The following is a 13,583-nucleotide window of genomic DNA, read 5'->3' as shown; positions in this document are numbered from 1 at the left end:
ACCTTTTCCAGGCCATCGGCCGTCTGTATGACCATCTCGGCGCCCAGTTCGCCGGCATCGTTGAGGATGCCGGCGAGCTTGTTTTGGGCCTTGTTCACGAAGTCGTCGATCTCGCCAACGATGGTGGCGTTCAGGTGGCCGACAACGACTTCAATCAGCGCATCACCCAGCACGGCTTTGGCACCCATGCTCAGTTCCTGGCGCACCAGCGCCAGGGTTGGGCGCAAGCTCATGCGGGCGGCCGCCATGCCCGGCGGCATGGGGATGACACCAATGAGGTTGATGCCCAGACTCACCCAGTCGAGAAAGTTGCTAGCTTTGGTGCGTACCAGAACGATGACGTCCCCCAGGGCATCGACCAGTGCGATGATGTTGCCGACGACCGGCAAACTGCCGGCCACCATCTTGATGCGCTCCAACGTCACGACATTGCCACTGGCGTGGCGCAGCCAGGCATCTACCGTAGCGGCGCCACGGCCGATGTCTTCGACCGCGATGGTGTTCAAGGGGGCAATAGCGGTTTCTCGCTCGCGTGGCTTGGGCGTCGGTGTTGCCATGGTTCCGGTCAGATGAAAGTGTTGATGAGCCGATGGGCTCAGACGATTCCGGGGTTACGAATCGACGGAATCGAATGCGGGGACGCTTTGGTAAGCGCGGACAGGTTCGCCGGCAGCGACTTGCTCAGCAGCCGGGCGCCAGACGTCCCGATGTTGGCTGCGCTGGCTGGCTGCTGTGAGGCTTTCAGGATTTGCGTAGCGGCGGCACTTGCACTGGTATTCGGTGCGGCTGCGAGTGCGCTCTCCGCGACCCCGTCGGTCTGCGGCCAAGAGGGCCTGGCGACGTAACTGCCTTCGGCCCAGGTATCTGCCGGGTCGGCACCAAACGTCACCTTGGCAGGGCCGGGCGCAATGCCGGAGACGGCGGCGAAGCCTTTGGCGTCCAGCTTGCCGGTGGTGATCTTGCCCAGGGCATCCTCAACCTGGAAGTGGCCTTCCTTGATGCCTAGCCGGTTGGCGTACTGGTTGAAGATCTCCAGATTGCCCTTGCCGGGCTTCGGTTCGCCCGGAAACTGCGCGGTCTGCCGGGCACCGGTGGTGACGGTGTAGCTGCCGGCTTGAACCGTGTAAGCGGCTGGCGTTTTGTGCGTGATGCCCCCAGCGTGATACGTGGTACCGCTGCCGCCCCCGCTGATGACGAGTTCTTGCTTGGCGCTGATGGTGATGCGATTGGCCGTAGCCTTGATGTCGAGCTTGGCCAGCAGGTTGATGCTGTTCTGAAGCGCCCGCAGATCGATGTCGCCGCTGAAGGCGACTAGGCGCCAGCCCAGGCTCTGGATGAAGATGCGCACGCCACGGCTGACGCTGGCGATGAGCTTCTGCCCGACGGCGAGGCTGGTGTGGCCGGTACTTGATAGCGCCAGGTGCTCACCGGTGGCCAAGTGCATCGATTTGGCCGTGGTGGCTTCGATGCCCGCGGGGCTGGCCAGGACGAGGTGAGGTGCGCTGAGTTCGGGGAAGCTGCCGCTCTCGGCGTTGGCTGCGCCGCTGCCCCGGATGTCGTCGTTCTGAGCCTTGATGGCGCGGGCGACTTCGGCTTGGTCCGTCGGGTCTTGTGCTTCGTGTTCTTGCGCGAGTTCGGCAAAGGTCTCTTGCTGTTCGCGCGCAACGGTCAGGCGCTGGACGGTTTCGGCCAGGTCTTTGTGGTGCGCTTGGGCGTTGGGCCGGGCTTCGGTGGTGAGCAGCAGACCATCGGCCCGCACGACGCCTTGGGCGTCAGTGCGCAACTCGAAGCCTTCGCCGCGTTTGTCTTTGCGCCCGATACCTCGCGCGATGCGGGTGATGAAGCCCAGGCTCAGCCAGGAGCTTTGGTGGTCGCTCTGGAGCTGCGTCTGGATTTGGCCTTGGGTGTCGTCCTGAACGAAGGTGTTGGTGCGTCCGCCGAACAGTTCCTTACTCACCACGCCGGAGAGAGCATGGTGTTCAGGCAGCGGCCACTGGGGCATGTTGTCCCGGTTGGGAACACGGCCCGTGATGATGGGACAGTCCGGGTCACCGTTCAGAAAGTCGACGATCACTTCCTGCCCGATGCGCGGAATCTGGATGGCACCGAAACGTTCGCCCTGCCACGGAGACGATGCGCGCACCCAGCACGAGCTGTTGGCGTTCTTCTGGCCGATGCGGTCCCAGTGGAATTGCACCTTGACGCGGCCGTATTCGTCGGTCCAGACCTCCTGGTTCTCCGGTCCCACGACGATGGCCGTTTGTGGCCCGGTTGTCTTTGGCTTGGGCTGGATGCGCTCAGGGCGGAAGAGTTCGTTGCTGGGCTGGGCGGTGAAGCTCACTTCGCAACGCCACGCTTGATTGTCGCCAGAGGATTCGGGTACATCCTCAATCAGAAGCTGGGCGCCAAGGATGAGGTATTCGCGGTTGGCGTCGCTCTGGACGAAGTGCGTGAGGGTGAAGGTGCAGCCTGGGACCATCGCACGCACGTTGCCGGCACCCCGGGCTCGGCGGCCGTGCTGGCGCAGGGCCTCCATGCGCATGCGGGCGATCTGGTCGCCTTCCTTCCAAGGGTCGTTTCCGGTAGTAGGCTGGCTGTGGTCACCGGGCCATTCGCGCACTTGAGCATTGGCGTGGGCGGTATCGAGCGGATCGGCGGCGCGGACGGTGAGGTTGGCGCTCGGTTTGACGAAGTCGTAGTCGGTGGCCGCCCATTGGCCCGAGACGACTTTGTCGTGCAGTTCGAAGGTGTGCAGATGTTCTTCGTCGATGCGGTCGGAAGACGGCTGCCAGCGGATGGTCTGATAGGCGGGACTTGGGAATGGACCAAACGCGCCGTTGCCGTCGGTGAGCACCAAACGATGTTTGCCGCCCGAGTGCTCGATGTGCCAGGCGATGCCCCATTCCTGCGTCAGGCGCTGGAAGAACTCGAAGTCGCTCTCGTTGTATTGGACCTGGTACTCGCGCCTGGGGTAGCGCACCACGTCCAGGCGACGGTCAACTGGAAAGACGTAACCGTCCAGGAGGGTATCGAGAATCTCGACGACGGTTTGCTGCTGAAAGATGCGCGTATCACGGTTCAGCGTTGCAAGCCACAGCCACGGGCGTAGCGTGAGACGGTACTTGATCTGACGGCCTTCTGGGATCGGCCCATGTACATCCGTGACGATACCGGTGATTTCACGGGTGCCGGCGTCGGGGCCGTCCAGTGCGATGGTGGTGGTGAGTTCCTGCCCGCGCAGCGCGTTCGTGTCGAGATTGGCGGCGGGCCCGTGTAGAGCGTTGTGGTTGTCCGGGGTCTTGAGTTCGATTTCGTACTCGAACAGTTCGCACAGCCGCTCGGTGCCAGAGAGCTTGGAGAACACCAACGCCGGTTTGCCCAGAATCTCTGGCAGGCCGTGGCCCGTGACGGACACTGTGCGCGTATTCAGCAAAGCAGGACGGTTGCCCATGGGCGGCGTTCCAACAGAAGTCATGGAATCCGCGCTGGCAGTAGCCCAACCAGCAGCCGACGCGGGGGAACTGGCAAGGCTAGCTTGCACGGTCTCCGACTTCTATCAACCCAACAAGAATTCACATGTTGATGGCGAGTCGACGGCCTCCTTGCGGCCGAACGTTCAATTCGCGACGAATATCGACGTTGCCAGCATTACGACCGAAGTCGTGGATGCGTGACGTGCTTCACAGCGGGCAAAGGGCGGGCGAACCCAGGCAAGCCCCCGCACCGATGCTGCAACATCGGCGCCAGCGGGCCTTATGGGCCAGGCACGCCCATAAAGTCAGCGTTGTTGATTGAGGTGGCACGGCGTATCTGGTGCCCTTGTTGCGCACGTGTTGCCGGCAGCGTTGCGGTTGAACACCGCGGGTGAACTGGCGGCGTGGGAGATCGAGCAGGTCACGGCATTCCTCTTCATGTGATGAACGGAACCGCGCCCAACCCTTGGGAGGGGTGGGCGAGCACAGGCAGGTTTGGAACACCGAGACATAACGATCGGCACGGCCGAAGCCGTACAAGCCTGGCTCGCCCAATGAGGGAGACGAAGCCAAGCCATAGCGGTTGGACGCACTGACGTATCCCGGTTTCAAGGTCGTTGCCGAGATGCTGCATCTAGAACTGGCGCCGCTGCCTGCAACCGGGCAGGGCCTGATCTGGATGCATTAGAGCGGCTCGATGCCGCGTTGCAGACCGTCAGGCGGCGCGTGGAAGCAGAGATGTATCGATAACGAAAACCGTGCCAAACCTCGTGCGCTTGCCTACACTCTCGTCGCAACGAAATGGCCCAATTTGGGCCCAATTCGCCCACAGGAGACCTCATGAAGAACTGGCTTGCGACGATGGCCGGGTGGATGCTCGGCGCATGCGTGGCGTTCGGCAGCGCCGCCCATGGAGCCGATGCCCCTGATGACGGCGCGACGCTGACCGTCAACATCGGCACGGAGCACCGCGCGTTGTCGCGCGATGCGTTGCTGCACGATCCGCACCTGACCAACGTTACCGTGGAAGACCAGAACCTGAAGCGCCGCCTGACCTTCAAGGCGATCCCGGTGACGGCGCTATTCCGTGGGCAGACGGTCAGCCCGGAAGCCAGCGCCACCACCGCCGCCAGCGACGGCTACGTATCCCACCTGCCGATGCGCCTGCTGCTGGCCGATCGCGCCGATGGCCCGCGCGCCTGGCTGGCCGTGGAAGACCCCGCCTCACCGTGGCCGACGCTCAAGGGCCAGGACATCGGCCCGTTCCGGCTGATCTGGACGGCGCCGCCGGCCAAGGCCTCGGTTGTGAACGAAAGCCTGTGGACTTACAGCATCGTGCGCATCGACATTGCCGCGCTGCCCGGCGAGCGCTTCGCGGCCATCCGGCCCGCCGCGGGGCTGCCCGCAGATGGGGCCGTCATGCGCGGTTTCGCCACGTTCCAGCGCGTCTGCTTCTCGTGCCACACGCTCAATCGTGCCGGCGACGCCAACCTTGGCCCCGACCTGAACGTGCCTTACAGCCCCGTGGAATACCTCGGCGACGAGAAGCTGCGCCACCTGATCCGCGATCCGCAATCCTTGCGCTGGTGGCCCAACGCACGCATGTCGGCCATCGACGAGAAGACGCTGTCCGACGCGCAGCTCAACGATCTGCTGGCGTATTTGCACCACATGACCAAGCGCAAATCTGCGGCGCAATGACCTGCGCTTAGCGCCGCTATTCGGTCGCCCAGTCGACCAGCGTAGCGATGGTGTTCATGTTGCGCGCCGTCCCCGTCTTGGCGGCGGGGATTTTCAGCTTGGAATCGGCCATGCCGTCACCGTAGTGCACGTAGATTTCGCGCGTGCCCAGGGCCATCTCTTCCGTCCGGCGGCCGGTGGCGGCGGCAAATGCATCGGCGGGTGGCGGCGTATCCAGAAAAATCGCGACCGTCCGGTTGGGCGCCGCCGTCTTGAACGGGTTACCTTCCAGCACCGCCGCCAGTTCGGCGCCTGTGCGCACGAGCACGCCCACGGGTTTGCCGGCGTAATCCTCCAGGCAGCGTTCCAGCTTCGCCTTGACGGTCGCTTCCGCCAGCCGGCTCTGAAAGACCACGTTGCCGCTCGCAATGTAGGTGCGTACGCCGGTCAGGCCGATCGATTCACACATCGCACGCAATTCGGCCATGGGAAGTTTGCCGGTGCCGCCCACGTTCACGGCGCGCAGGAAGGCGATGTAGCTGGGCATGGGTTCTCCTGCTGTTCTGTCTTATCAATGGCTTACGGGGGCACCCCGACTAGCAACATTCTGTTACGAGATTGACGAATGTGTTTAACCCGCCCCGTTGCGCGACTTGTATTCTGCGCCCCGAATCATCGAGCCCGGATCGGCCGTCTCAGCGTTGAGTCTGCGTGCCGCATCCTGCATTTGCGCAAAAGGAGAACACCATGTTGAAGAAAATTGCACCTGCCCTGCTTGTGGCAACGCTCGCCGGCCTGACGGCTTTGCCCGCTGCGGCGGATGATCTGCGCAATGCCCTGGGCGGCGCGCTGGGTGGCGCTGGCGGGGCAGCCGTGGGCGGCGCGCTGGGCGGGCAGACCGGCTCGGTCATCGGCGGGGCGATTGGCGGCGGTGCAGGCGGCGCATTGACGGCCAATGGCCGTGAGCGCAAGGGCGCCATCGTGGGTGGGGCGTTGGGTGGCGGCGTGGGCGCGGCAGCAGGCAATGCCATGGGTGGCCGCACGGGCGGCATCGTGGGCGCGGGCGTGGGCGGCGGCGCGGGTGCGGCACTGGGCGGCAACGTGCAACGCAATTCGTATTCCGACCGCGACGACCGCGGCCGCGGCTACCGTCGCCATGGAAAGCACCATCACCACCATTGATGTGATGCGCCGGGCCGCTCGCCACTGAGCGCGCCGGCCGCTTTCTTGCTCTCCTTTCGGCGACGGCGCTGTCCGCGTACGTCGCCCAGCGCGTCGGCAAAACTGTCGCCGGCCGTTCTCGCCGTTCTCGCCGTTGCCCCGTGTGCCGCCTACCATAGCGAGACGGCCACGATCGGTCCGAACACGAAGGAGAGCGCCATGACGCAACGCTTCGACGCCATCATCATCGGCACCGGGCAGGCCGGCCCACCGCTGGCTGCACGCTTGTCCGGCGCGGGCATGAAGGTGGCCATCATCGAGCGCGGCCGCTTTGGCGGCACGTGCGTCAACACCGGCTGTATTCCCACGAAGGCCATGGTGGCCAGCGCCTATGCGGCGCGCATGGCACAGCGTGCAGCCGAATACGGCGTGGTGATCAACGGCGGTGTCACCGTCGACATGCAGCGCGTGAAGGCCCGTAAGGATGAGATTTCCGGGCGCTCCAGCCATGGCGTGGAGCAATGGGTACGCGGCCTGGAGCACGGCACCGTCTTTGAGCGCCACGCCCGTTTCGAGAGCGCTCAGACCGTGCGCGTTGGCAATGAAGTGCTCGAAGCCGAGCGCATCTTCATCAACGTCGGCGGCCGGGCGTTGGTGCCGCCCATGCCGGGGCTCGATCAAGTGCCGTTTCTTACCAACTCCACCATGATGGACGTGGATTTTCTGCCCGAGCACCTTGTGGTGATCGGCGGGAGTTACGTCGGGCTGGAGTTCGGCCAGATGTTTCGTCGCTTCGGTGCGCGCGTGACGATTGTCGAGAAAGGCCCGCGCCTGATCGCGCGCGAAGATGAAGACGTATCGCAGGCGGTGCGCGAGATTCTCGAAGCCGAGGGCATCGACGTGCAGGTCAATGCCGATTGCCTGAGCGTGCGACGTGACGGCGCCAATGTGGTGGTCGGCTTGGACTGCAGCAGCGGCGCGCGCGAGGTGTCGGGCTCGCATCTGCTGATGGCGGTCGGGCGCGTGCCCAATACCGATGATCTGGGCCTCGACAAGGCCGGCGTGGAAATCGACAAGCGCGGCAATATCCGCGTTGATGAGCAGTTGCGCACCAACGTGCCCGGCATCTGGGCCATGGGCGATTGCAACGGCCGCGGGGCGTTCACGCACACGGCCTACAACGACTACGAGATCGTGGCGGCCAACTTGCTCGACGGCGACCCGCGCACGGTGTCGGACCGCATCCAGGCGTACGCCATGTACATCGACCCGCCGCTTGCGCGCATCGGCATGTCGCTCACGGAAGCCAGGCAGTCGGGGCGCGAGCTGCTGGTTGGCAACCGCCCGATGACACGCGTCGGCCGGGCCGTGGAGAAGGGCGAGAGCCAGGGTTTCATGCGTGTGGTGGTCGATGCGCTGACGCACGAAATTCTCGGCGCGTCGATCCTGGGTGTGGGCGGCGACGAGGCGGTGCATTCGATCCTCGACGTGATGTATGCCAAGGCGCCTTACTCGACCATCAGCCGCGCCATGCACATCCACCCGACGGTGTCGGAGCTGATTCCCACATTGCTGCAAAGCATGGAGCCGGTGCAATAACGCGAGGCATGGTGCCCAAAAAAACGAGGGGCGCCAATCAGGCGCCCCAAGCATCCACCAGAGACCGAGTGTGCCGCTCAGGGCACGATCGAGAGAAACAGGTACGCCGCAAAGATCGCCAGATGCACGACCCCGTGCAGGATGGTCGTGCGGCCCTTGCCGAGCGTGAGCGACGACACGATCAGCGTGAGGAACAGCAGGACCATTTCTTTTGCGCCCAGGCCCAGCTCGAGCGGCCGGCCGATCCAGATGAACACGGCGGCCACCGTGGGGATGGTCAGCCCGATGCTCGCCAGCGCCGAGCCCAGCGCGAGGTTCAGGCTCGTCTGGATACGGTCAGCATTGGCGGCGCGCAGGGCCGCCAGGCATTCCGGCAACAGCACCAGCGCGGCGATGACGATGCCCACCGTGGCGGGCGGCGCGCCGGCATTCAGGATGGCGGCTTCCACCGAGGGCGACAGCACCTTGGCCAGACCCACGACTGCTACCAGCGACACCATCAGCAATACCGCGCTGAGCGCTGCCACGCGTGCGGGCGGCGGCGGTGCGTGCACGTCTTCGTTGGCGCTGTCGACGAGGAAGTAGTCGCGGTGGCGGATGGTCTGCACGATGACGAAGCAGCCGTACAGTACCAGCGATGTCACGCCGGCAAACGCGAGCTGCGACGAGGTCATGACGGGCCCCGGCGTCGAACTCGTGTAGTTGGGCAGCACCATGGTCAGCGTGACCAGCGCGGCCAGCACGGCCAACGCGGCGGTGGCGCCCGGGGCTTGGAAGGCTTGCTCGCGGTGGCGCAGGCCGCCTACGAACAGGCACACACCGACGATCCCGTTGCAGATGAGCATGACCGCGGCAAACACAGTGTCGCGTGCCAATCCCGCTTTCTCTGGCCCGGAAGAGAGCATCACCGACACGATCAGCGCGACTTCGATCACGGTCACGGCAATCGCCAGGACCAGCGTGCCGAAGGGCTCGCCCACCTTGTGCGCGACGACTTCGGCATGGTGGACGGCGGCAAAGACGGCGCCGGCCAGTGCGAGCGCCATCAGCGCGATCAGCCAGCCGGGAGGCGTCATGAACGAGCCGCCGACCAGCACCACCCACGCGAGCAGCGGGGCAGCGACTGTCCAGGGGGGCAGCTTGTTGGACGAATGGGCCACTGAGTTCTCCTTGTTGTTGCCTCAACGCCGGCGTGCGGCGAAGGGTGGATGCGGTGTGGCCCGAATATAAAGCATGTGCGGAGCATCAGCCCGCACATGGAGTGCGTCACGCCCGTGCCGTCACGGTGCAACGGCTGCCGCCGACACCTCCTGGCTCCAGTAAGTCGGCAGCGCGCCGTACGGATTCGGCAGCGTCTTGTTGGTGATGTACACGGTGGCAGCGCCCTTACTTGACGCGTTGCGAACGAAGGTCTGCATCTGCGTGGCCGAGGCTGCATAGACGATGTGGGCAAACCGGCCCTTCGGATAGCTGGCTTGCCACGCCAGAGGTGCATAGCTGGCGTAGTGCTTGGCGCTGTCTTCAAACACGACGAGCTGGTCCGCCACCGGCAGGCTGGCATAGATCTCCGGCACATTGGTGCCCGGGTTGCCCGTGACGGTGTAGTTGGGCGACAGCCCCTTGATGTAGTTGTAGACCGATTGGTAGAACTGGATGTGTGCCGTTGTGCTGTCGGCGGTCATCTCGTCGATGAAGAAGCCGTCTACCTGATACAACGCCTGGTAGGTGTTGATGTCCTGCACCACGGCCGACAACGACCGGTTTGCGTATGAGCTGGACACGTACCCGATCACCTTGCCGCCCGCGGCATGCACCTTGGCGACGGCGGCAACGTAGTTGGCGTCCTGCGTCGTGCCCGGACCGCTGTTCGGGTTGAGGATGACCGTGGTGGGTACCGACGATGCCGCCGTGGCCAGCGCACCCCACTGCGTTGCGCCGGTGCCCGACGGATAGATATAGGACGGCACCAGCAGCCCTTCAGCGTTGGCATGCGGTGCGCCCATCAGCGCGCCGGACACCAGAGCGAAAGCTGCACATGCGGCGCGCGCGAACCTGCGCTTTGCGTTGCCCAGTTGCGATGCCACGGCCAGCGTGGCGGATGCGGGCGAACGCCCCCCCGTTTGTATCGTTTTCATGATGCGCCCCCGACCACGCAGTTCGTTACGTGTGTCCTCAGGCCCGCCCCCGTTGCGGGTTGGCGGGCAACTGGCTGACTTCGTTCAGCGAAGTCCCTATAGCTTTGCGTCGCCGGATCACTCCGGTTTTGCCCAGACCTCTGGGTGTGAACCCATTGGGAAAGGACTCTACCGGGGCCGCGCCAGCACGGCAAACGGAGATTGCGCAAATGGGCCGGCTGCTGCAAGAAGCGTTGCCGGGATCCCACGTTGTGCGTTGCCATGGCAATCAACCCTCGACGCAAAAAGAAGCACAGACGGCCTGCCGCCATTCCTCCCATGCCGCGTTTCCCCTGACCTGCACCAGAACCTCTGGTGCATTCCGCCGCCGCATACCCCGCCCGTATCTTCAGTCCACGCAGCGCGATCGGTTGCCGCTGTGTTTTTTATCCACACTTGACTGAGGAGAACCTGCAATGAATATCCGCTCGAATGTGCCTGTCATCCGCATCGTGCTGTTGGCGGTGGTGTCCCTGATCGCATCGTTGGCGGCCACGGCCGCGTTGGCTGCGCCGCCCGCCACCGTCGCAACATGCGATGGCATCAAGGATGCGTACCCGATTCTCGGCACGCAGTGTGCCAACCACTACGCCAAGATCAACCATGCGCCGGCCACTGCGGCCGAACGGCGCGAGACGTACTTTGCGCGGATCGCGGTCCTGGAAGTTTTCCACAAGGCGTTGCTGTGTAACGGCATGTATGGCGCATCGAAACCGGCGCAGCAGCGCTTTTCAAGCGGCGAGGCTGGCCATCTCCAGGCGCTGGCGAACCTGAACGCGGCCATGACGGTTGCGGGCGATGCGAACGTGCCGGCGGTCTACACCTCGGCCGACTTGAATGACGTGTCGATCAACAAGCCGCAGTGCAAGTAAGCGCAGGGCGGGTGGCGGCAGCGGTGCCGCCGCCCCGCCATGCGGTCCGACGCCGGAGCCGTCGACGTGGCAGAATCGCGGTCTGCATCTGTGAACGTCTGCGCCCACACAAGGAGTCGCGCGATGACTGCATCTGCCGCTGTATTTGCCATTCTGGTTGCGCTGTTGCTGGGCGCCATGATTCCCGGACCGAGTTTTGTGCTGGTGGCGCGCAATGCCATCGGGTTGTCGCGCCGCGATGGCTTGGCCACTGCGCTTGGCATGGGCGCGGGCGCGTTGTTCTTCGGTGGCCTGGCGCTCGCGGGGCTGTATACGTTGCTGCAGGCCGTCGAGTGGCTCTACATCGGTCTCAAGATTGCCGGTGGCGCATATTTGACCTACATGGCGTGGAAGATCTGGCGCGGCGCCAAGCAACCCATGGTGATGGACGATCGCCTGACGCAGCAAGCGGGCAGCGTGCGCAAGTCGTTCTGGACCGGCATCACCACGCAGATGAGCAATCCCAAGACAGCCATCTGGTACGGCAGTATCTTTGCTGCGCTGCTGCCGCAGCATCCGCCGGTGTGGTGCTACTTCGTGCTGCCGCCGCTGGTGTTTCTGGTCGAGTTCGGGTGGTACACCATCGTCGCACTGTGCTTTTCGAGCCGGGTGCTGCGTGAGATGTACCTGCGTGCCAAGACCTGGGTCGATCGCGTGGCGGCCGTGGCGATCGGTGCGCTTGGGCTGCGCTTGATCTTCACGGCGCCCAAGGTCGGGCTGTAGTCGTTTCCGTGACGGCTTCGGGGGCGACCGGCTAGACCGCTCCCGCAATCACGTCTCGCAGCCACTGATGCCCTGGGTCTCGGTGCATGCGTTCATGCCACAGCATCGACATCTCATACCCGGGCACGTCCACCGGCGGTTCAACCACCTGTAGCGCGCTGGCCCCGCGCACCAGCCGCTCCGGCAGCATCGCGACCATGTCAGTGCTGGCGACCGCCGTCATCACAAAGAGGAAGTGCGGCACCGACAGCACCACGCGTCGCGTCGCACCGGCTGACTTCAGAGCTTCGTCTGTCACGCCGAAGAAGCCACCGCCATCGGGCGACACGATCACATGATCCAGCGTGCAGAACTGCGCCAGCGTCGGCTTGCGTTTCAGTCGCGGGTGTCCAGCGCGGCCGATCAGCACATAGCGCTCAGTGAATAGCGCGCGGCGGCGCAGGCCGGGTGGTGCGCCGTCTGTGGTGTGGAACGCGAGATCGATCTCCCCTTGCTCGGCTTGCTTTTCGATACGCGTGGGCACCAGCTCCAGCATGGCGAGCCGTGTGCCCGGCGCGCGTGCGCGCAGTGTGTTCAGCGCGGGCAGCGCGATGGTGGATTCGCCATAGTCGGTGGCGGCCACACGCCACGTGTTGGTGGCTTGCGCCGGGTCGAACGGGCTGGCGGGCGCCACGGCCTGCTCCAGGGCTTCCAGCGCCAGCCGCAGCGGTTCGCGCAAGGTTTCAGCGCGGGCAGTCGGGCGCATGCCGCGCGGGCCAGGCAGCAGTAGCGGATCACCAAAGATGTCGCGCAACTTGGCCAGATGCACGCTCACGGAAGGCTGCGAGAAGTTCAGCCGCTCCGCTGCACGCGTGACGTTGTGCTCGGTCAGCAGCACATCGAGTGTCACCAACAGGTTCAGGTCCAACCGCCTGAGATTATTCATGGCTATGCCTGGAATATTGATAATTCATTTCCAATATACCTGGATGACACGCATTCTGAAGCCATTCCTTATTTGGAGTTGCCCGCCATGAATGTCCTGATCGTCTATGCCCACCCCGAACCCAAGTCGCTCAACGGTGCCCTCAAGGACTTTGCCGTCCAGCGTCTGGAAGCCCTCGGCCACACCGTGCAGGTCTCGGATTTGTACGCCATGCAATGGAAGGCCGCGCTCGATGCCAGCGACAGCGCCGTCGCGCCGGTCGGGCCGCATTTCCACCCGTCTCTCGATTCCAAGCACGCATTCGAGAATGGCCTGCAAGCCGAGGACATTGCTGCCGAACAGGCAAAGCTGCAATGGGCCGACGCCGTGATCCTGCAGTTTCCGCTGTGGTGGTTTTCGATGCCGGCCATCCTCAAGGGCTGGGTCGAGCGCGTCTATGCGTACGGCTTCGCCTATGGCGTTGGCGAACATTCCGACACCCACTGGGGCGACCGCTACGGCGAAGGCACACTCGCCGGCAAACGCGCCATGCTGATTGTCACGACCGGCGGTTGGGAATCGCACTACAGCGCGCGCGGCATCAACGGCCCGATCGACGACATCCTGTTCCCGATCCAGCACGGCGTCCTGTACTACCCCGGTTTTGACGTGGTGCCGCCGTTCGTGAGCTACCGCACCGGCCGTATGGACGCGACGCGCTTTGCGCAGACCACCCAGGCGCTGGGCGAGCGGCTCGACACCTTGTTCACCGCCGCGCCGATCCCGTTCCGCCAGCAGAATGCCGGCGAATACGAGATCCCGTCGCTCACGCTGCGCGCGGAGATCGCACCCGGAAAATCAGGCTTCGCTGCGCATCTCGCCTAGACCTCGTCTGGACGGCAAACGCTACAATTTGACCTTCACCTCCGGCGGCGCGCTGTAGCGGATACAGCGCGCC

General features: G+C 64.4%; 12 protein-coding genes, 1 pseudogene and 1 riboswitch. Of the genes and pseudogenes, 7 read left to right on the top strand and 6 right to left on the bottom strand.

Annotation, left to right across the window (positions count from 1 at the left end):
• Positions 1–557 (bottom strand): annotated as a pseudogene (locus R2N16_RS25130) (RHS repeat-associated core domain-containing protein); the annotation flags it as partial.
• 38 nt (positions 558–595) lie between these two features.
• Positions 596–3,451, bottom strand: coding sequence for a type VI secretion system Vgr family protein (locus R2N16_RS25125; RefSeq protein WP_316669719.1), 2,856 nt, complete (start codon positions 3,449–3,451; stop codon positions 596–598).
• Between the two features lie 22 nt (positions 3,452–3,473).
• Here R2N16_RS25125 and R2N16_RS25120 point away from each other — a divergent pair, with 22 nt between their 5' ends.
• Together R2N16_RS25120 and R2N16_RS25115 are read left to right on the top strand one after the other, a co-directional pair.
• Positions 3,474–3,674: a hypothetical protein gene (locus R2N16_RS25120; RefSeq protein ID WP_316669716.1), complete on the top strand. Its 201-nt coding sequence runs from the start codon at positions 3,474–3,476 to the stop codon at positions 3,672–3,674.
• Between the two features lie 639 nt (positions 3,675–4,313).
• Positions 4,314–5,174: a c-type cytochrome gene (locus R2N16_RS25115; protein WP_316669714.1), complete on the top strand. Its 861-nt coding sequence runs from the start codon at positions 4,314–4,316 to the stop codon at positions 5,172–5,174.
• 16 nt (positions 5,175–5,190) lie between these two features.
• Here R2N16_RS25115 and R2N16_RS25110 read toward each other — a convergent pair whose 3' ends face one another.
• Complete coding sequence (locus R2N16_RS25110; RefSeq protein ID WP_316669712.1) at positions 5,191–5,700, bottom strand: DUF1697 domain-containing protein; 510 nt, start codon at positions 5,698–5,700, stop codon at positions 5,191–5,193.
• Positions 5,701–5,900: 200 nt separating this feature from the next.
• Here R2N16_RS25110 and R2N16_RS25105 point away from each other — a divergent pair, with 200 nt between their 5' ends.
• A complete protein-coding gene (locus R2N16_RS25105; RefSeq protein ID WP_316669711.1) occupies positions 5,901–6,335 on the top strand; it encodes a hypothetical protein in 435 nt (144 codons plus the stop codon).
• Between the two features lie 198 nt (positions 6,336–6,533).
• Positions 6,534–7,913, top strand: coding sequence for an FAD-containing oxidoreductase (locus R2N16_RS25100; RefSeq protein WP_316669709.1), 1,380 nt, complete (start codon positions 6,534–6,536; stop codon positions 7,911–7,913).
• A gap of 77 nt (positions 7,914–7,990) precedes the next feature.
• Here R2N16_RS25100 and R2N16_RS25095 read toward each other — a convergent pair whose 3' ends face one another.
• Both R2N16_RS25095 and R2N16_RS25090 read right to left on the bottom strand, forming a co-directional pair.
• Positions 7,991–9,073, bottom strand: coding sequence for a calcium:cation antiporter (locus R2N16_RS25095; protein WP_316669707.1), 1,083 nt, complete (start codon positions 9,071–9,073; stop codon positions 7,991–7,993).
• 120 nt (positions 9,074–9,193) lie between these two features.
• Positions 9,194–10,048: a spherulation-specific family 4 protein gene (locus tag R2N16_RS25090; RefSeq protein ID WP_316669705.1), complete on the bottom strand. Its 855-nt coding sequence runs from the start codon at positions 10,046–10,048 to the stop codon at positions 9,194–9,196.
• Positions 10,049–10,110: 62 nt separating this feature from the next.
• Positions 10,111–10,191: riboswitch (cyclic di-GMP riboswitch) on the bottom strand.
• Positions 10,192–10,503: 312 nt separating this feature from the next.
• Here R2N16_RS25090 and R2N16_RS25085 point away from each other — a divergent pair.
• Both R2N16_RS25085 and R2N16_RS25080 read left to right on the top strand, forming a co-directional pair.
• Positions 10,504–10,959 carry a hypothetical protein gene (locus R2N16_RS25085; RefSeq protein ID WP_316669703.1) on the top strand — a complete coding sequence of 152 codons (456 nt, stop codon included), beginning with the start codon at positions 10,504–10,506 and terminating at the stop codon, positions 10,957–10,959.
• Positions 10,960–11,082: 123 nt separating this feature from the next.
• On the top strand, positions 11,083–11,721 hold the full coding sequence (locus tag R2N16_RS25080; protein ID WP_316669701.1) for a LysE family translocator: 639 nt from the start codon (positions 11,083–11,085) through the stop codon (positions 11,719–11,721).
• Positions 11,722–11,752: 31 nt separating this feature from the next.
• Here the strand turns inward: R2N16_RS25080 and R2N16_RS25075 are convergent, their stop codons facing one another.
• Positions 11,753–12,646, bottom strand: coding sequence for a LysR family transcriptional regulator (locus R2N16_RS25075; RefSeq protein ID WP_316669699.1), 894 nt, complete (start codon positions 12,644–12,646; stop codon positions 11,753–11,755).
• Positions 12,647–12,733: 87 nt separating this feature from the next.
• Here R2N16_RS25075 and R2N16_RS25070 point away from each other — a divergent pair, with 87 nt between their 5' ends.
• Complete coding sequence (locus R2N16_RS25070; protein ID WP_316669696.1) at positions 12,734–13,510, top strand: NAD(P)H-dependent oxidoreductase; 777 nt, start codon at positions 12,734–12,736, stop codon at positions 13,508–13,510.
• Positions 13,511–13,583: the final 73 nt, after the last annotated feature.

The organism is Ralstonia psammae (assembly GCF_958405935.1).
In the GTDB taxonomy this organism is placed as follows: domain Bacteria; phylum Pseudomonadota; class Gammaproteobacteria; order Burkholderiales; family Burkholderiaceae; genus Ralstonia; species Ralstonia psammae.
The sequence above is the reverse complement of the archived record's forward strand: the minus strand, read 5'-3'. Positions and strand labels throughout refer to the sequence as shown.

Excerpts from the sequence above, each read along its gene's own strand:
- R2N16_RS25125 (WP_316669719.1), bottom strand. The coding sequence starts at position 3,451 with ATGGGCAACCGTCCTGCTTTGCTGAATACGCGCACAGTGTCCGTCACG.
- R2N16_RS25120 (WP_316669716.1), top strand. The coding sequence starts at position 3,474 with ATGGAATCCGCGCTGGCAGTAGCCCAACCAGCAGCCGACGCGGGGGAA.
- R2N16_RS25115 (WP_316669714.1), top strand. The coding sequence starts at position 4,314 with ATGAAGAACTGGCTTGCGACGATGGCCGGGTGGATGCTCGGCGCATGC.
- R2N16_RS25110 (WP_316669712.1), bottom strand. The coding sequence starts at position 5,700 with ATGCCCAGCTACATCGCCTTCCTGCGCGCCGTGAACGTGGGCGGCACC.
- R2N16_RS25105 (WP_316669711.1), top strand. The coding sequence starts at position 5,901 with ATGTTGAAGAAAATTGCACCTGCCCTGCTTGTGGCAACGCTCGCCGGC.
- R2N16_RS25100 (WP_316669709.1), top strand. The coding sequence starts at position 6,534 with ATGACGCAACGCTTCGACGCCATCATCATCGGCACCGGGCAGGCCGGC.
- R2N16_RS25090 (WP_316669705.1), bottom strand. The coding sequence starts at position 10,048 with ATGAAAACGATACAAACGGGGGGGCGTTCGCCCGCATCCGCCACGCTG.
- R2N16_RS25085 (WP_316669703.1), top strand. The coding sequence starts at position 10,504 with ATGAATATCCGCTCGAATGTGCCTGTCATCCGCATCGTGCTGTTGGCG.
- R2N16_RS25080 (WP_316669701.1), top strand. The coding sequence starts at position 11,083 with ATGACTGCATCTGCCGCTGTATTTGCCATTCTGGTTGCGCTGTTGCTG.
- R2N16_RS25075 (WP_316669699.1), bottom strand. The coding sequence starts at position 12,646 with ATGAATAATCTCAGGCGGTTGGACCTGAACCTGTTGGTGACACTCGAT.
- R2N16_RS25070 (WP_316669696.1), top strand. The coding sequence starts at position 12,734 with ATGAATGTCCTGATCGTCTATGCCCACCCCGAACCCAAGTCGCTCAAC.